Source organism: Streptomyces sp. MGP-P1, from assembly GCF_057766565.1.
In genome coordinates, this window is the sequence record NZ_JBYMEM010000006.1 from 680,501 (window position 1) to 695,877 (window position 15,377).

At 73.5% G+C, this 15,377-nt stretch carries 12 protein-coding genes; 7 read left to right on the forward strand and 5 right to left on the reverse strand.

The genetic code is table 11. From position 1 onward, the window contains the following. The first annotated feature begins 36 nt into the window (after positions 1-36). From AC3CH1_RS18830 to AC3CH1_RS18850, 5 genes are read left to right on the forward strand one after another with little or no spacing between them, the layout of a single operon-like run. Positions 37-3,354 carry a sensor histidine kinase gene (locus AC3CH1_RS18830; RefSeq protein ID WP_488464440.1) on the forward strand — a complete coding sequence of 1,106 codons (3,318 nt, stop codon included), beginning with the start codon at positions 37-39 and terminating at the stop codon, positions 3,352-3,354. Then, complete coding sequence (locus AC3CH1_RS18835; protein ID WP_403754002.1) at positions 3,351-3,842, forward strand: roadblock/LC7 domain-containing protein; 492 nt, start codon at positions 3,351-3,353, stop codon at positions 3,840-3,842. The genes AC3CH1_RS18830 and AC3CH1_RS18835 overlap by 4 nt, the downstream gene beginning before the upstream one ends. After that, positions 3,839-4,255 carry a DUF742 domain-containing protein gene (locus AC3CH1_RS18840; protein ID WP_003966308.1) on the forward strand — a complete coding sequence of 139 codons (417 nt, stop codon included), beginning with the start codon at positions 3,839-3,841 and terminating at the stop codon, positions 4,253-4,255. The genes AC3CH1_RS18835 and AC3CH1_RS18840 overlap by 4 nt, the downstream gene beginning before the upstream one ends. Next, the gene (locus tag AC3CH1_RS18845; protein ID WP_265599362.1) at positions 4,236-4,886 is read left to right on the forward strand and encodes a GTP-binding protein; all 651 of its coding nucleotides are present in this window, start codon (positions 4,236-4,238) and stop codon (positions 4,884-4,886) included. Before AC3CH1_RS18840 ends, AC3CH1_RS18845 begins: the two co-directional genes overlap by 20 nt. Positions 4,887-4,933: 47 nt before the next feature. Next, complete coding sequence (locus AC3CH1_RS18850; RefSeq protein WP_488463999.1) at positions 4,934-6,169, forward strand: styrene monooxygenase/indole monooxygenase family protein; 1,236 nt, start codon at positions 4,934-4,936, stop codon at positions 6,167-6,169. A gap of 66 nt (positions 6,170-6,235) precedes the next feature. Here AC3CH1_RS18850 and AC3CH1_RS18855 read toward each other — a convergent pair whose 3' ends face one another. The 5 genes from AC3CH1_RS18855 to AC3CH1_RS18875 form a co-directional block, all read right to left on the reverse strand. Continuing rightward, positions 6,236-7,588, reverse strand: coding sequence for a C40 family peptidase (locus tag AC3CH1_RS18855; protein WP_488464000.1), 1,353 nt, complete (start codon positions 7,586-7,588; stop codon positions 6,236-6,238). A 171-nt stretch (positions 7,589-7,759) separates the two neighbouring features. After that, a complete protein-coding gene (locus AC3CH1_RS18860; RefSeq protein WP_488464001.1) occupies positions 7,760-10,759 on the reverse strand; it encodes an outer membrane protein assembly factor BamB family protein in 3,000 nt (999 codons plus the stop codon). Between the two features lie 103 nt (positions 10,760-10,862). Continuing rightward, the gene (locus AC3CH1_RS18865) at positions 10,863-11,150 is read right to left on the reverse strand and encodes a hypothetical protein (RefSeq protein WP_488464002.1); all 288 of its coding nucleotides are present in this window, start codon (positions 11,148-11,150) and stop codon (positions 10,863-10,865) included. A gap of 4 nt (positions 11,151-11,154) precedes the next feature. Then, complete coding sequence (locus AC3CH1_RS18870; protein ID WP_488464003.1) at positions 11,155-11,931, reverse strand: TetR/AcrR family transcriptional regulator; 777 nt, start codon at positions 11,929-11,931, stop codon at positions 11,155-11,157. 114 nt (positions 11,932-12,045) lie between these two features. Further along, positions 12,046-12,981, reverse strand: a complete 936-nt coding sequence (locus tag AC3CH1_RS18875) for an AurF N-oxygenase family protein (protein WP_488464004.1) — start codon at positions 12,979-12,981, stop codon at positions 12,046-12,048. Positions 12,982-13,228: 247 nt separating this feature from the next. Between AC3CH1_RS18875 and AC3CH1_RS18880 the strand changes: the two genes are divergently transcribed. Next, positions 13,229-14,341, forward strand: a complete 1,113-nt coding sequence (locus tag AC3CH1_RS18880) for a ferritin-like domain-containing protein (RefSeq protein WP_488464005.1) — start codon at positions 13,229-13,231, stop codon at positions 14,339-14,341. 127 nt (positions 14,342-14,468) lie between these two features. Continuing rightward, positions 14,469-15,368, forward strand: a complete 900-nt coding sequence (locus tag AC3CH1_RS18885; protein WP_488464006.1) for an ADP-ribosylglycohydrolase family protein — start codon at positions 14,469-14,471, stop codon at positions 15,366-15,368. The last annotated feature ends 9 nt before the right edge of the window (positions 15,369-15,377 follow it).

Here is a 15,377-nt window from a genome sequence, read left to right on the forward strand (position 1 = left end):
GCTTCAAGGGTGGACGAGTCAAGATTGCGAGCACCGGTGCAGAAGAAGCGGCCGCGGAGCAAGGGCACGACGCGCGACGGTTCCGGGGCGACGCCTCCGGCACCCGGCGTGGACAAGCGGACCGTGCGGGTGCGCAGCCGACTGGTCGCCGGAGTCGCGGTCGTCGGCGTCATCGTCATAGCGGCGGGCGCCCCCGCCGTGCTCGGGGCCTCCGCCGATCTGACCGAGTCCCAGCGGCTGGTCACCCTCGCCGAGCTGAACCAGCAGGCGGTCACCCTCGGGCACTCCCTCGCCGACGAGCGCGACGCCATCACCGCGTACATCGCCGACGGCCGCGACGAGAAGGATGACGACGGCGCGAAGAACCGCACCGCCCGCACCACCCGCGTCGACCAGCAGATCGACGAGATCCACGCCGCGGCCTCCGCCGCCCTGCGCCGCGACCTCTCGACGGTTCCCTCGCTGCGCCGCGCAGCGCTGACCGGCAAGGGATCGGCCCTGGAGGCGCACCAGGCGTACTCCGACGTCATCGCCAAGCTGCACGGCATCGCCGCCGAACTGGCAGAGAAGACCCCACCGCGCGCCGCCGACGCCACCCGGGCGCCGGGGACCCTCGGCAGCGCGTCCGAACAGGCCTCCGCCACCCGCGGGCTCCTCCTCGCCGCGCTCGCCGTGCCGAGCCCCGAGCCGGAGACCCGGACAGACCCCTTCACCGGGCTCCCCGTGACGTCCCAGGACGAGAGCGACACGCGGGCCGGCCGCGAACGCGACGAGCTGAGCGCCGCCGCCCAGCAGGCCCGCGTCCGGGAGCTGGCCGCGCTGGCCGACTTCGACCAGGCGGCGGACCCGGAGGCCCGCGACAAGCTCTCCGCCACCGTCACGGGATCCGAGGTCAACAACGCGGAGAAGTACCTCACCCGCCTCACCGACCGCCCCGAGCTGTCGGAGGCGGAGCGCGGGATCAGCCCCAAGAAGCTGGAGGCCGCGCTCTCCGCCCGCGTCGACCGGATGCGCAGCGTCGAGTCGGCCCTGACCACCGGCCAGGTCCAGCACCTGGAGGGCCTCCGCGACGACGACGTCACCGCCCTCGAACTGAGCATCGCCCTGCTCGGCGGCTGCTTCCTGCTCGCCGTCGGCGTCTCCACCGCCGTCGCCCGCACCCTCACCCAGCCGCTCGCCGTCCTGCGCATCGGCGCCGCCCGCCTCGCCGAGGACCCCGAGGGCGCCGAACCGGTCCGCTACACCGGCCGCAACGACGAGTTCGCCCGGGTCGTCCGGTCGATGAACTCCTTGCACGGCAGGCTCACCACCCTCCACCAGGACCTCGGCGGACGCGTCGAGAGCCTCACCGGCGAACGCTCCAAGCTGATCGCCGGCCGCGAGACCCTCGTCACCCAGCGGGCCGAACTCCAGGAGCATGCCGCCGAGCTGGCCAGGCAGCTGGAACAGCTGCGGAACACGGTCAACCACACCTTCGTCAACCTCTCCCTGCGGACCCTCGGGCTGGTCGAGCGGCAGCTCGGCGTCATCGAGGGCCTGGAGGAGCGGGAGCAGGACCCGGAGCGCCTGGCCACCCTGTTCAAGCTGGACCACATGGCCACGGTCATGCGCCGCCACAGCGAGAACATGCTCGTCCTCGCCGGCGCCGAGCACGGCCACGGCCACCCCGGGCCGATCCCGCTGGTCGACGTGGCGCGCGCGGCCGTCAGCGAGATCGAGCGGTACGAGCGGGTCACCATCCAGTCCCTGCCGCCGCACGCCCAGATCGCCGGGTTCGCCGCCGACGACCTCAGCCACCTCCTCGCCGAACTCCTGGAGAACGCGACCTCCTTCTCGCCGCCCGACTCCCAGGTCGAGCTGTCCGGCTGGCTGCTGGAGAGCGGCGAGGTGATGCTCTCCGTGTCGGACGCGGGCATCGGCATGTCGACGGTCCGCATGGGCGAACTCAATGCCAGGCTGGCCGACCCGGCCTCGTTCGAGCCGGGGGCGAGGCACATCGACATGACCGGGGCCGGACTCGGCCTTCAGGTCACGTCGTTGCTGGCCGCCCGGCACGGAGTGCGGGTCCAGCTGCGTGAGCAGAAGGGGAGTGGTGTGACGGCCGTCGTCGTGCTGCCGAGCGCCCTGCTGCCCAACTCCCTGCCCGCCTCCTCGCCGCCCGCCGTGCAGCTTCCCGGTGACGCGCCCACGCTCAACCTCCCGGGCTCGGTGGCGGAGGCGAACTCCAACGCCCTGCCCAGCCGTTCACCGCTGGCGCCCTCGGCAGCCACGCCCGGTACGCCCGGTACGCCCGCCGAAGCGGCGCCGGCGCCGGCCACGGCATCGACTCCGGAGCCCGGGCCGGCGTCGGACCCGGAAGCGGAGAACGCCCCCGAGGCGGTCGCCGAGCCCCTGCCCGCCGTCGACCCGCTGATCGTCGCCGCCGAGCGGACGATCCGCGAGAACGCGGCAGCCGAGGGCACGGGACCCGACGAGGACCCGGAAGCCACCGCCGTACCGCCGCAGGAGCAGGAGCAGGAGCAGAAGCAGGAGCAGGAGCAGGACGCGCGGCAGCCGGTCGCGGAGGCCGGCACCGGGGCCGAAGCCGGTACCGGGACCGAAGCCGAGGTCGGGAGCGCAGCCGGTACCGAGATCGAAGCCGATACCGGGAGCGCAGCCGAGGTCGGGACCGAAGACGGGTCCGGAGCCGGCCTGGACTCCGAGATCACCTTGCAGGTCCGGCTCCCGAAGCCTCCCCCGGCCCCTGCCGACCCGGTGGCCCCCCCCACCGCTCCGGGCCCCCCGGCGGGAGCGGACACCCCGGCAGTCCCGGGCGCCGCCGACCCGTACGCGATCGGCCCCGACCGCCACGAGCGCCCGGCCGAGACCGGCCCGGGGGACCAGGACCCGGAGGGGCCCGCGGTCCGCCCCGCGCCCCACGCCGAAGCCGCCCCGGCCCCCGACGGCACCGTCCCCGGCCCCCGCCGCCCCGAGGCGGCGCGGATCACCGACAAGCGGATCACCGACAAGGGGCTGCCGAAGCGCACGCCCAAGGTGGCCCGGCCCGACGCGACCCCCGCCCCCGGGCGGACCGGCAGCCTCGACCGGGACGCCCTGCGCCGCCGGCTGGGCAGCTTCCACCAGGCGGCGAAGGAGGGCCGGCGCGACGTCGAGGCGGAGATCGCCGAGACCGGCGGCATCGCCGTCGCCGGCCCCGGGGGCGTACCCACCGGGCGTACGGGGCACGAGACCACCACCGCACACGCCACAGGCGCCGCACAGGACGCAAGGACCGCACGGACCGCCGAGACCGGCGGCCGGGCGGACGGCCGGAACGAAGAGACGGGGGACACAGTCGAGGAGGCACGCAGTTGACTGCGCCCAGCACATTCGGGCTGAGTACCGAAGCCCGGAACCTTCACTGGTTGCTGAGCAATCTCGTGGAGGAGGTGCCAGGGGTCCACTCGGTCACTGTCGTCTCGTCCGACGGCCTGATGCTGCTCTCCTCCGACCCCGGCCATCTGACCGCGAAGGCGGCCGGACCGGCCGCCGGGAAGTCGGACGGGCCCAGGGGCTCCAGCGCCGACCTGGCCACGATCGTCTCCGGCATCGGTTCGCTGACCGTCGGAGCCGCGAAGCTGATGGACGGCGGCGGCGTCAAACAGACGATGGTCGCCATGGACGAGGGCAGCGTCTTCGTCATGTCGATCAGCGACGGCTCCCTCCTCGGCGTCCACGCCGCCCCGGACTGCGACATGAGCGTCGTCGCCTACCACATGGCCCTCTTCGTCGGCCGGGCCGGACACGTACTCACCCCCGAACTCCGCAGCGAGCTGCGCACATCGATGGAGAGCGCCCTGTGACCACCGCCGCCGCAGAACCCGCCCCCCGGCTCCCCGTCCGAGGGGCGGACAAGCGCCCCGCCCGGGTCCGCCCGTACTCCCTCACCGGCGGTCGCACCCGGTTCGGGCACGTCCTGCTGGTCGAGACGTTCGTCGCGGCCCTCGAAGCACCCGACGAGCGCCGCGAACTCACCAACGGCAATCTCGCCTCGCGCGTGATGCCGGAGCTGCGGGCCATCGTCGAACTCTGCCGCCGGATGCGTACGGTCGCGGAGATCTCGGCCCTGTTGAAGATGCCGCTCGGAGTCGTCCGGGTGCTGCTCAGCGACTTGGCCGACCAGGGAAAGATCCGCGTGTACGGAACCGGCCACGGCGCCGGCCAGCCCGACCGCGCACTGCTCGAAAGGGTGCTCAATGGACTCCGCCGTCTCTGAGGCGCCGCTCTTCGCCCCGCGCCAGCCGGGGCCCCGGGAACAGGCCGAGGAGTCCCTCCAGGCCTGGCAGCTCGACCACACCCGCGCGCCCACCGCCACCAAGATCGTGGTGGCGGGCGGGTTCGGCGTCGGCAAGACGACGTTCGTCGGCTCGGTCTCCGAGATCACGCCGCTCCAGACCGAAGCGCTGATGACCCAGGCCAGCGAGGAGACCGACGACCTCTCCGCGACGCCCGAGAAGACCACCACCACGGTGGCCATGGACTTCGGCCGGCTCACGCTGGAGGACGACCTCGTCCTGTACGTCTTCGGCACCCCCGGCCAGCAGCGCTTCTGGTTCATGTGGGACGACCTGGTGCGCGGGGCGATCGGCGCGGTCGTCCTCGCCGACACCCGGCGGCTGGAGGACTGCTTCCCCGCGCTCGACTACTTCGAGAGCTGCGGGCTGCCGTACATCGTGGCCGTCAACCACTTCGAGGGGACGCCCGGTTACGAGGCGGAGGACGTCAGGGAGGCCCTGACCGTACCCCCGCAGGTCCCGATAGTGATCATGGACGCTCGTAACAGGATCACGGTCGTCGAGTCGCTGCTCGCCCTGGTGGGCCACGCACTCGACGCCACCCCCGTCTGAGGGCTGTCCCTCGGACCTCCTCGAATCAGAGACAACGGAGAGCCGCGATGCGGAAGATACTCATAGTCGGAGCCGGCCAGTCCGGGCTCCAGCTGGCCCTGGGGCTGCAGTCCAGAGGGTACGAAGTCACCCTGATGTCCAACCGCACCGCCGACGAGATCCGCACCGGCCGGGTCATGTCGACGCAGTGCATGTTCCACACCGCGCTCCAGCACGAGCGGGACTACCAGCTGAACTTCTGGGAGTCCCAGGCCCCGAAGATCGAGGGCCTCGGCGTCTCCGTCGCCGCCCCCGACTCCTCGCGCGCCATCGACTGGGTCGGCAGACTGGACGGCTTCGCCCAGTCCGTCGACCAGCGCGTGAAGATGGCCGGCTGGATGGAGACCTTCGCCCAGCGCGGCGGCCAGCTCGTCATCCACGGGGCCGCCGTCTCCGACCTGGACTACTTCTCCCGCACCTACGACCTGGTCATGGTCTCGGCAGGCAAGGGCGAGCTGGTCTCCATGTTCGGCCGGGACGCGGCCCGTTCGCCGTTCGACGCCCCGCAGCGCGCGCTGGCCGTCGCCTACGTCCACGGCATGGGCCCGCGCCCCGAGCACCCGGAGTTCGACGCGGTCCGCTGCAACCTGGTCCCGGGCGTGGGCGAGCTGTTCGTCATGCCGACGCTCACCATCTCCGGCCGCGCCGACATCCTCTTCTGGGAGGGCATCCCGGGCGGACCGCTCGACGCCTTCCAGGGCATCAAGGACCCCTCCGAGCACCTGGCGAAGACGCTGGAGCTCATGGAGAAGTACACGCCCTGGGAGTACGCCCGCGCCACCAAGGTCGAGCTGACCGACGCCAACGGCACCCTCGCCGGCCGCTACGCCCCCACGGTCCGCAAGCCGATCGGGCGGCTGCCCGGCGGCGGCCTGGTCCTCGGCGTCGCGGACGTCGTCGTGGCCAACGACCCGGTCACCGGCCAGGGCTCCAACTCGGCCTCCAAGTGCGCGAACGCGTACCTGGACTCGATCGTCGAGCACGGGGAGAAGGAGTTCGACGCGGAGTGGATGCAGTCCACGTTCGACCGTTACTGGGAGACCGCGCGGCACGTCACGAAGTGGACCAACGCGATGCTCGGCGTCCCGCCGGAGCACGTGCTGAACCTGATCGGCGCAGCCGGCCAGCTCCAGCCCGCCGCGGACCGCTTCGCCAACGGGTTCGACAACCCGGCGGACTTCGAGAACTTCTTCTACGAGCCCGAGAAGACCAACGCCTACCTGGCCTCGCTCACCGGAGCCTGAGCCGCGAACGCCCTCGGCGGCCGGACCCGCACCGCCGGTCCGGCCGCCGAGGTCTGTCCGTAGGGCCTACGGGGCGTCCGGTGCCGCGTCCGTGCCGTACCCGGTGTCCGCGCCGTCGCGAGCGCCCTCGGGCAGTTCGGGGGGCGTGTACGTGGACAGCGGGGCGCCGCCGGGGTCGGGCCGGACGGCGCCCAGCAGCGGGTTCGACGCGAGCGGCGAGACCTTGACCTTCGTGCCGGGACGGGGCGCCTGCACCACCAGACCCCTGCCGATGTACAGCGCCACGTGGGTCGCCTTCGGGAAGTAGATCACCAGGTCGCCCGGGCGGAGCGCGGAGACCGGCACCTTCGGGAGCCGCTTCCACTGTTCCTGCGAGGTGCGCGGGATCGTCCGCCCCGCCGCCGACCAGGCCCGGGACGTGAGTCCGGAGCAGTCGAAGGAATCGGGGCCCTCGGCCCCCCACACGTACGGCTTGCCGATCTGCCGGACCGCGTACGCGACGGCGTCGCCGCCCTGCCGGGTGGGCGGCCGGGTGGAGCTGAGCGCCCCGGAGGCCACCAGGTCGCGCTGCGCCTCGTCCACGCCCCGCTGTTCGAGAGCGGCGAGCTGGGTCACCTGCTCCTCGGAGAGCGTGGCCAGCAGCCCCTCGACCTCCTTCAGCTTCCCGCGCACGGTGTCGCGCTGCTTCTTCTGGCGGTCGGCCAGCTTCTTCTGCCGGCCCAGCGCCTCGCGGGAGGCGGCGGCCAGCTTGTCGGCCCGCCGGGCGTCGCCGGTCAGCCGGTCCACCGTCGCCGCTCGGTTCGCGGCCAGTCGCCCCACGACATGGGTCTGGTCCAGGGCCCGCAGGGGATCACGGGACAGCAGCAGCCGGAGGTAGGCGGAGAACTCGGTACGCCCCTGGTACTGCTCCCGGGCCAGCCGCCCGGCCTCCCCGCGGCTGCGCTCCAGCGCGGCCCGCGCCTTCGCCAGGCCCGCGGTCACCTTCTTCACCTGCGCGGTCCGCTGCTCGAGCTTCTCCGCGGTGGCGTTGTAGGTCTCGCTCGCCTCCTCCGCGGCCTGGTAGCGGGTCTGGAGCTCGCGCAGCAGCGCGGCGACGCTCCTGGGCGCCTCGGGCGCGCCGAGAGCGGTCTCGGCGTCGACCTCCGCCGCGTCGGTCCCGGCGTCGGGGGCCGCCGGGTCGGTTCCGGCGTCGACCTCCGCCGGGTCGGACGCGTCGGCCTCCTCCGCCGGGTCGGACGCGTCCGATTCCTCCGCCTGGCCGGACGCGTCGGATTCCTCCGGTGTGTCCGGCCCGGCCGTTCCGGAGGCCTCCTCGGACGGTACGGGGCCCGGCTCGGCCGGTGCGGCGGTGGCGGGGGAGACCGTGAGCGCCGCGGCCAGCGCGGTCGTGCAGACCACGCGCAGGAGCCTGCCTGACACGACAACACCTCCGTGACGGAGACGTAGCCCGGCTACGGGCTCGTCCATACATGGGCGAATCCGATAATCCGGTCACGTGGTGTCAGGTGATGCAAGCACCGGGCGGCGCGCCGTCCGGGGACCCCCCGGACGGCGGTGGTGAGAAATGAAAGGGGTCGGACGGCCCGGGCCTCAGGCCACCGGGAAGGCGTAGAAGGCCCTGTCCCGCTGGACGACGACGGTCTCCCCGGCGGCGAGCGCCTGGTACGACGCCCTCACCGTCGCCCCCTTCGGATCGGCCGACCCGATGTCCTGGAACTTCCACAGCCGCTCGCCGTCGGCCGCCGAGAACGCTGTGACCTGGACGGTGTCGGCGGCGATCAGGGTCTTCTCGCTGCCGCTGAGCGTGAGCGACGGGGCGTTCCCGATGCCCGGCACCTCCGTGGAGCGCCGCCACACGAGCCGGCCGCTCTCCCGTTCTACCGCTCCGACCAGTCGGCTGCGCTCGGTGGTGTGGATCAGGGACCCGGCGACCAGCGGGGTGCCGAACACCGAGCCGTCGCTGCCCTCGACGCGCCACAGCGGCTTCGTCGTGTCCGTCTCGAAGGCCTGGAGATCCCTGCCGATCGCCGTGTACAGCGACCCGTCCTCGTCGCCCGCCGTGGCCGCCTCGGGCGAGGCCGCGCCGTACTGCTTGGTCCACAGCAGCTTGCCGGTCTTCTGGTCGAACGAGCGGACGGAGCCCTTCCTCCTGGCAGCCTTGACCTCGGCCGCCGTCAGGCTGCCCGCGTCCTGCCGTACGAGGACGTCGGCGGAGCGTTCCACGACCACCCGGTAGGCGGGGGTGCCCGGGGCGCGGCCCGCGGGCACGGCGGTCCGCCACAGCTCCTTGCGCTGCACGATGTCGTACGCGAAGAAGTAGGCCTGGACGACCTCCTTGTCCTTGCCCTTCTTCTTGCCCTTCTTCGGCTTCGGGGCCTTCACGGTGACCGTGTGCGAACCGGTGAACCAGATGACCGGCCCGGAACTCCCGGCCAGCCGCCCGACCGCGAGGCCCGGCAGGTCGCCGAAGGCCTCCGTGTAGCGCTCACGGTGCGCGACCTTGCCGTTCTTCGGCGACAGCCACAGGAACTCCGTCGGGCTCGCCACGAAGACCAGATCGGCCCCCGCCGCCAGCGCGGCCTGGCCCTTCGCCGCGTCCGCGCGCTGCCACAGCCGCTTGCCGGTGCGCAGGTCCACGGCGCTCGCCTGGCTCTCGCTGGTCATCACGAGGAGCTTGTCCCGCCATACGGCGGTGGTGAGCGGGGGCGCCTCGGAGGCCGGGTGCGTGTAGATCCAGCGCGGCTCGGGGGGCTGCCCGGGGAGCGTGCGGCGGGGCTTCGGGGCGGGCTTGTCGTCCGTCGCCACCGCGGTGTCCCCGGACCCGAGAGCGGCGACCGAACCGCCGCCCACGACCAGCCCGCCGACGGCCGCCGCCGCGATGGTCAGCAGGGTCCGGCGGCTCAAGGCGGGGTCGGGTGCCGGGGCCGGCGCGGGAGGCAGCGGCAACGACACCATCGGGCCCCCGCCCGCGCCCCCGGGACCGGCGGGCCCGGCCGGGAGCGCCGCCGCGGGATACGGGGCGGGTCCGCCGTGCGGGTGGCCCTGCTGCGGGGCGGCGGGCAGGGCGGACCCGGTCGGCAGCGCGGGCAGGCCGGACCCGGTCGGCAGCGCGGGCAGGGCGGGCGGCAGCGGGTGGGGCGTCGGGACGGGGGCGGCCCCCGGGGACGCGGTGAGCTCGTGGGGGAGCGCGAGCTGGGTCGTCGGGCGGTCGGTCCGCGGCGGCCGAGGCCCGGTGTTGAGGAACCGGGTGGTACCCCGGTCCTCCCCGACGTCCCCGACGTCCCCGCCGCCCGCGGAGACCGGCGCGGTGGGTTCCTGCGCCGCGGCGGGTTCCTGCGACGCGGGCCCGTCCACCGCCGGTGCGGGCAGCGGCCGGGCGTCGTGCGGTTCCGGGCGCGCGTCCACGTTCTCGGTCCGGGGGCCGTCCGTACGGGGGTTCTGCGGCCGGACGTCCTCCAGTTCCGGGCGGGTACGGGCGTCCTCCGGTTCCGGGGCGGTACGGGCGTCCTCCAGCTCCGGGCGCACGTCGGCGCTCTCGGTCCGGGTGCCGTCCGTACGGGCGTCCTGCGGCCCCGGTTCCCCCTCCGGCTGCACGCCCCTCTCCGGCACGGCCGCCCCGGCAGTTCCCTCCGCCCCCGCAGCCCCCTCGGGCCCGTGCTCCGGGCCCTCCTCCGGCACCTCCAGGGCCAGGACCCGCGCCTCCTGGTCCGCGACCGCCGCCGCGAGCCGTTCGGGGAGCCAGCCGCCCCGGGCGAGGCCCGCCGCGCCCTCCAGGGCCAGCTCGGCGGCGACCGTGCCGGCGGAGGGCCGCTCGGCCGGGTCCTTGGCCAGGCAGTTGGTGATCAGCTCGCGCAACGCCTCCGGTACGGCCTCGAGTTCGGGCTCGTCCCCGGCGATCCGGCGGGCGGCCTCCTCGGCCGGGCCCGCCGTGAACGGGGTCGTCCCGGTCGCCGCGTACGCCAGTAGCAGCCCCAGCACGAACAGGTCGGAGGCGGCGGAGACCTCCTTGCCCTCGATCTGCTCGGGCGTCAGATAGCCCAGCCGCACCGAGAGCTGGCCGCCCGGCCGGGCCTCGGCCGAAGCCGCCGCGCCCAGCGGACCGAAGGCGGTGAGGCGGGGTCCGTCGGCGGCCAGCAGCACCGTGCCGGGGGCCAGCCCCTGGAGCACGGCCCCGGCGGCATGCACCCGGGAGAGGATCTCGGCGATGCCCGCGCCCAGTATCCGCAGGGCCCGCTCGTCCAGCGGACCGGCGATCCCGATCGCCTCGGCCAGCGGCAGCGCGGGGACGTAACCCGCCGCCGTCCACAGGGGTTCCGGCCCCTCCGCCGGGGCCTCCGGCTCCTCGCCGGTGTCCAGGGGCTCGGCCACCCAGCCGCCCGCGAGGCGTTCGGCGGTGCGCGCCTCGGCCTGGAAGCGGCGGCGGTACGCCGGTACGCCTGCCAGCTCCGGGCGCGCGGCGGTGATGAGGGCCACCTCGCCGGAGGCGGTGTCCCGCGCCACGTACCGCACCGCGCTCGCGCCTTCGTGGAAGCGGGCCAGTGCGGTGAAACGGCCGAAGCGGCGTGGATCGTCCTGACGCAGCGCCTCCATGGCGCACCCCCCTTGTGACCGTCCTACGGCGACCGGGTGACCCGTCCTCCGGCGCCTGACCGTCGATCTTAGGGCCTGGGCCCCACGGGCGGTCGCCCGCCGCTCAGTCGCGGTCCGGGGGGCTCGGGGGAGTCTTCGACCAGGGCCACTTGAGGGTGCGGTGCTCGCGGCCCCCGGGGGCGTACTCGTACACCCAGCCGCGCTGGAGCCCGAGCCGCTTGGTGTAGCCGGCCGGGACCCGCTGGTAGGCGTACACGGTGGCGGGGCCACCGTCGGGCGAGGGCACCGGGACCTCGTACCACTTCGGCGGATGGCCGGTCGGGCCCAGCAGGATCGGCAGGACCCGGCCGTCCAGGGGGCCGCCTCGGAAAGGGGTGTTCTCGCTCTTCACCCGGTCAGTCTGACGCAGCGGCGGCGGGCAGCAGGTGCGCCGCCTCCGCGACGACCGGAATCACCCGTTCCGCCAGCTGTCCGACCGGTCCTCCGGAGGTCTCCAGGGTCAGCAGCTCGTTCACCACCCCCGCGGTCTCCGGGTCGGTGGCGGCGGTTGCGGCGAGCAGGGCGATCAGATGGTCGACCAGCCAGCCGCGCAGCTCCGCCGCGGCCGGCCGCTTCCCGTCGTCCAGCCAGATCAGCGAGGCCGCCTCGACGGCGGCGATCCAACTGCGCACCATCATCCGCAGCCGCGGCCCGGCGGGCTGTTCCCCGGCCCCGCCCATCCGCCCCAGGTGGCGCAGGATCTCGTCCGCCGCCGCCCGCCGCACCCCGTCCACGATCGTCGTCGTGCGGGAGGTCTCCACGACGCTGCCGCCGCGCAGCAGGGCGCTGAACCCGGTGTCGTGCTCGTCGACGAAGCGCAGATAGCGGTCGAGCACCCGGGCGACCCGCTCGGTGGGCGGGCCCACCGGCGGTTCGGTGAAGCACAGCGTCAGCTCGTCGGCCGCCGAGCCGAGCGCGGCCTCGTACAACTGCTGCCGCCCGCCCGGGAAGTAGCGGTAGACGAGCGGCCGGGACACCCCGGCCGCCACTGCCACCTCGTCGAGCGAGACCTCGTCGGGCGCCCGGTGGGCGAAGAGGCCGAGCGCGGCGAGCAGCAGCTGGGCGCGGCGCTCCTCGACGCTGAGCCTGCGGTACGTCGCCCGGGGCGGCGGGACTGCGGCGGTGGAGGTCATGCCACCGACCCTAAGGCCTCTCGTTGGGATGGTGGCGGTCGTTCGGATGGTGCCGGGGCCCGCGGGCGCCGGCGCTCCCGGTGCGCCCGGCTTTCGTCTCCGTCGGCACGGCTTTCAGGCCAGCAGCCCGGAGCCGCGCCACAGCCGCCGGCCGACGCCGTTCAACAGCCCGATGTCGTCGAAGAAGTCGGTGAGCCGCTTCGCGCCGGACTGCATCACCTCCGCGCGGTGGCCGCTGGCCCTCACCTGCGCGACGGCCTCACGGCGGTCCAGGCCGACGTTCTCGTACACCTGCGGGTTCACGAAGCAGATGGAGAAGACCCGGGCCGCCTCGCCGCAGCTGACCTTGGTGAGTTCCCGCTCCCAGCGCGGGGCGGTCACCATCTGGCGGCGCAGCTCCTCGCGGGCGTACCGGACGTGCCGGGCCTCCTCGATCACATGGATCCGGGTCACACCGCGCACCAGGGTCTGCACACGGTCGTCCGGGAAGGTCAGGCGCTGCATCCAGTCGAGGATCTCCTCGCCGAGCAGGGTCGCGGCGAACGAACCGGGGGTGGTGGAGACGGTCTTCAGGACCCGTGCCAGGTTGTGGTAAACGCGCGGCACCGCATACGTCGGGGCGCCGCCCCAGTCGATCATGCGGCCGAACATCATCGAGTGCCGGCACTCGTCGGCTATCTCCGTGAGCGCGTAGCGGACGTGGTTGCTGGTCACCGGCTTGTCGTAGACGTGCCGGACCAGAAGCTGCATCAGGATGATCTCGAACCAGATGCCGAGCGAGGCGAGCGCGGCGCCCTCGTGCCGGGAGAGGTCCAGGCGTTGTTCCTCGGACATCCGGTCCCACAGCGGGGTCCCGTACAGCGAGAGCAGCTCCGGCGGCCAGAACCACTTGCCCTCCTCGACGGCCGCGTCCCAGTCGAGTTCGGTGTCGGGGTCGAAGGAGTGCTTGGCCGAGGATTCGAGCAGCCGCAGGGCGACCTGCTCGCGGTCGCGGAGCGGGCCGAGTGCGTCGCGGAGCGCGGTGGCATCGCGAGCGGTGACGGGTGTCATGGCGGGAGCACCTCACACGGGGGTTGCCGGGAACGGGCGTTACCGGCGGTCACCTCTTATGAGACTGTCTGTCAGCAAGGCCGTCAATCCCTTGGACGCGACTCCGTACGACTTGTTGACCCGCCGTCTACCAACGTGTGAACCTGCCAGGGAGGCGGCCTGCGCATCTGCTCGCGCGCGCTCAACTGCCGTCGGTGTCACGGAACTTGTCCATCAGGTCGAGTCAGTCGAGGCGAAGGAGCCGTCCGTGTCCACCCATGACCTCTACACCACCCCGCCCGCCGAACCGACCTGGCAGGTCCCCGCCACCGGCGCCGCCCGGTTCAGCTGGGACTACGACGACGGCCGCGAACGCCTCCTTGCCCTCTACCAGAAGGGCAAGGACAAGCAGTGGGACGGCGACAAGCGCATCGACTGGTCGCTGGAGGTCGACCCCACCGACCCGCTCGGCACCCCCGACGAGGCGCTCACGCTGTACGGCACCCCGCACTGGGCGAAGATGACGGAAAGGGACCGGGGCGAGCTGCGCAAGCACTACACCTCCTGGCAGTTCAGCCAGTTCCTGCACGGCGAGCAGGGCGCGATGGTGTGCGCGGCGCGCATCGTGGAGTCCGTCCCCGACCTGGACGCCAAGTTCTACTCCGCCACGCAGACCATGGACGAGGCCCGGCACGCCGAGATCTACGGCCGCTTCCTGCACGAGAAGGTCGGCATGCTCTACCCGGTCAACGACAGCCTCCAGGGGCTGCTGGGCGACACCCTGCGCGACTCCCGCTGGGACATGCCCTACCTCGGGATGCAGGTCCTGATAGAAGGCCTGGCGCTGGCCGCCTTCGGGATGATCCGCGACACCACGACCAAGCCGCTGCCCAAGCAGCTCCTGGCGTACGTGATGCAGGACGAGGCCCGGCACGTCGCCTTCGGGCGGATGGCGCTGCGCGACTACTACCAGCAGCTGAGCGACGCCGAACTCCGCGAACGCGAGGAGTTCGTCATCGAGGGCTGCTACCTGATGCGCGACCGGCTCAGCGGCGTCGAGGTCCTGGAGAACTTCGGCATCGGCAAGCAGGAGGCGACGGACCTCTCGGAGCACTCCGAGTTCCTCCAGCTCTTCCGCAAGCTCCTGTTCAGCCGGATCGTCCCGTGCGTCAAGGACATCGGCCTGTGGGGCCCGCGACTCCAGAAGGCGTACGTCGACATGGGCGTCCTCGAACTCGGCGACTCCAACCTCGACCTGCTGATGTCGATGGACGAGGAGATAGCCGAGGAACTGGACCGCGAACGCTTCGCCGTCGAGGAGGACGCCCGGGTGGCGGAGGTCGCGGAGGCGATCGAGGAGGGCGCGGCCGACGCCGCCTGAGGGGGCGCGCGGCGGTGCGGTACGGAGCCCCCGGGGGCTCGGGGGCCGATAAGGGATGTACGCCACCGGGGGCGCGGAGGCCGATAAGGGATGTACGCCACCGGGCCCCGGCCGTCACGATGCGGGCATGACGACGAACCCGCCCGCAGCCACCGCCGCCGGTCGCGCCGCCGCCCGGCGCAGCCTCGAATCACTCGCGCTCGGCGACGCGTTCGGGGAGCGCTGGTTCCCGCTCTTCCGCGAGCCCCGGCAGGCCGCGAACGAGATCCGGGCCCGCCGCACCCCGCCGGAGCCCCGCTGGCACTGGACCGACGACACGGCCCTGGCACTCGCCCTGAACCGCTCCCTCGACGAGCACGGCCACGTCGACCAGGACCACCTGGCCCTCTGCTACGCCCTGGCCTTCGACGCCGACCAGGCCCGCGGCTACGGCCACGGCATGCACCTCCTGCTGCCCCGACTGCTTCAGGCCCCGGCCGACTGGCGCACCCTGGCCCCCGGACTCTTCGACGGCGGCAGCCTCGGCAACGGCGCGGCCATGCGGGTCGCGCCGCTCGGGGCCCGGTTCCACGAGGACCTGGACCATGTCGCGGCCCAGGCCGCGCTGTCGGCGGAGGTCACCCACGCCCACCCGGACGGCATCGCGGGCGCGGTGGCCGTCGCGGTGGCGGCGGCGCTCTCGGCACGCGGCGAACTGACGCTGGACGCGGTGGCGGAACGCACGCCCGAAGGGCCGGTACGCGACGGAGTGCGGCGAGCCGCGCGGACGCCCCTCACCACGGAACCGTGGAAGGCCGCGGACCTCCTCGGCAACGGACAGCGCATCCGGGCCGACGACACCGTGCCCTTCGCGCTGTGGACCGCCACCCGCCACGGGGACGACCTGGAGGCGGCGCTCTGGGCGACCGCGGAGGGCCTCGGCGACGTCGACACCACGTGCGCGATCACCGGGGGCGTGGTCGGGGCGGCGACGGGGACGGCCGGGGCGCCGGAGGACTGGCTGCGCAGGCGCGAGCCGTTGGGGTGAGGCGGCGGC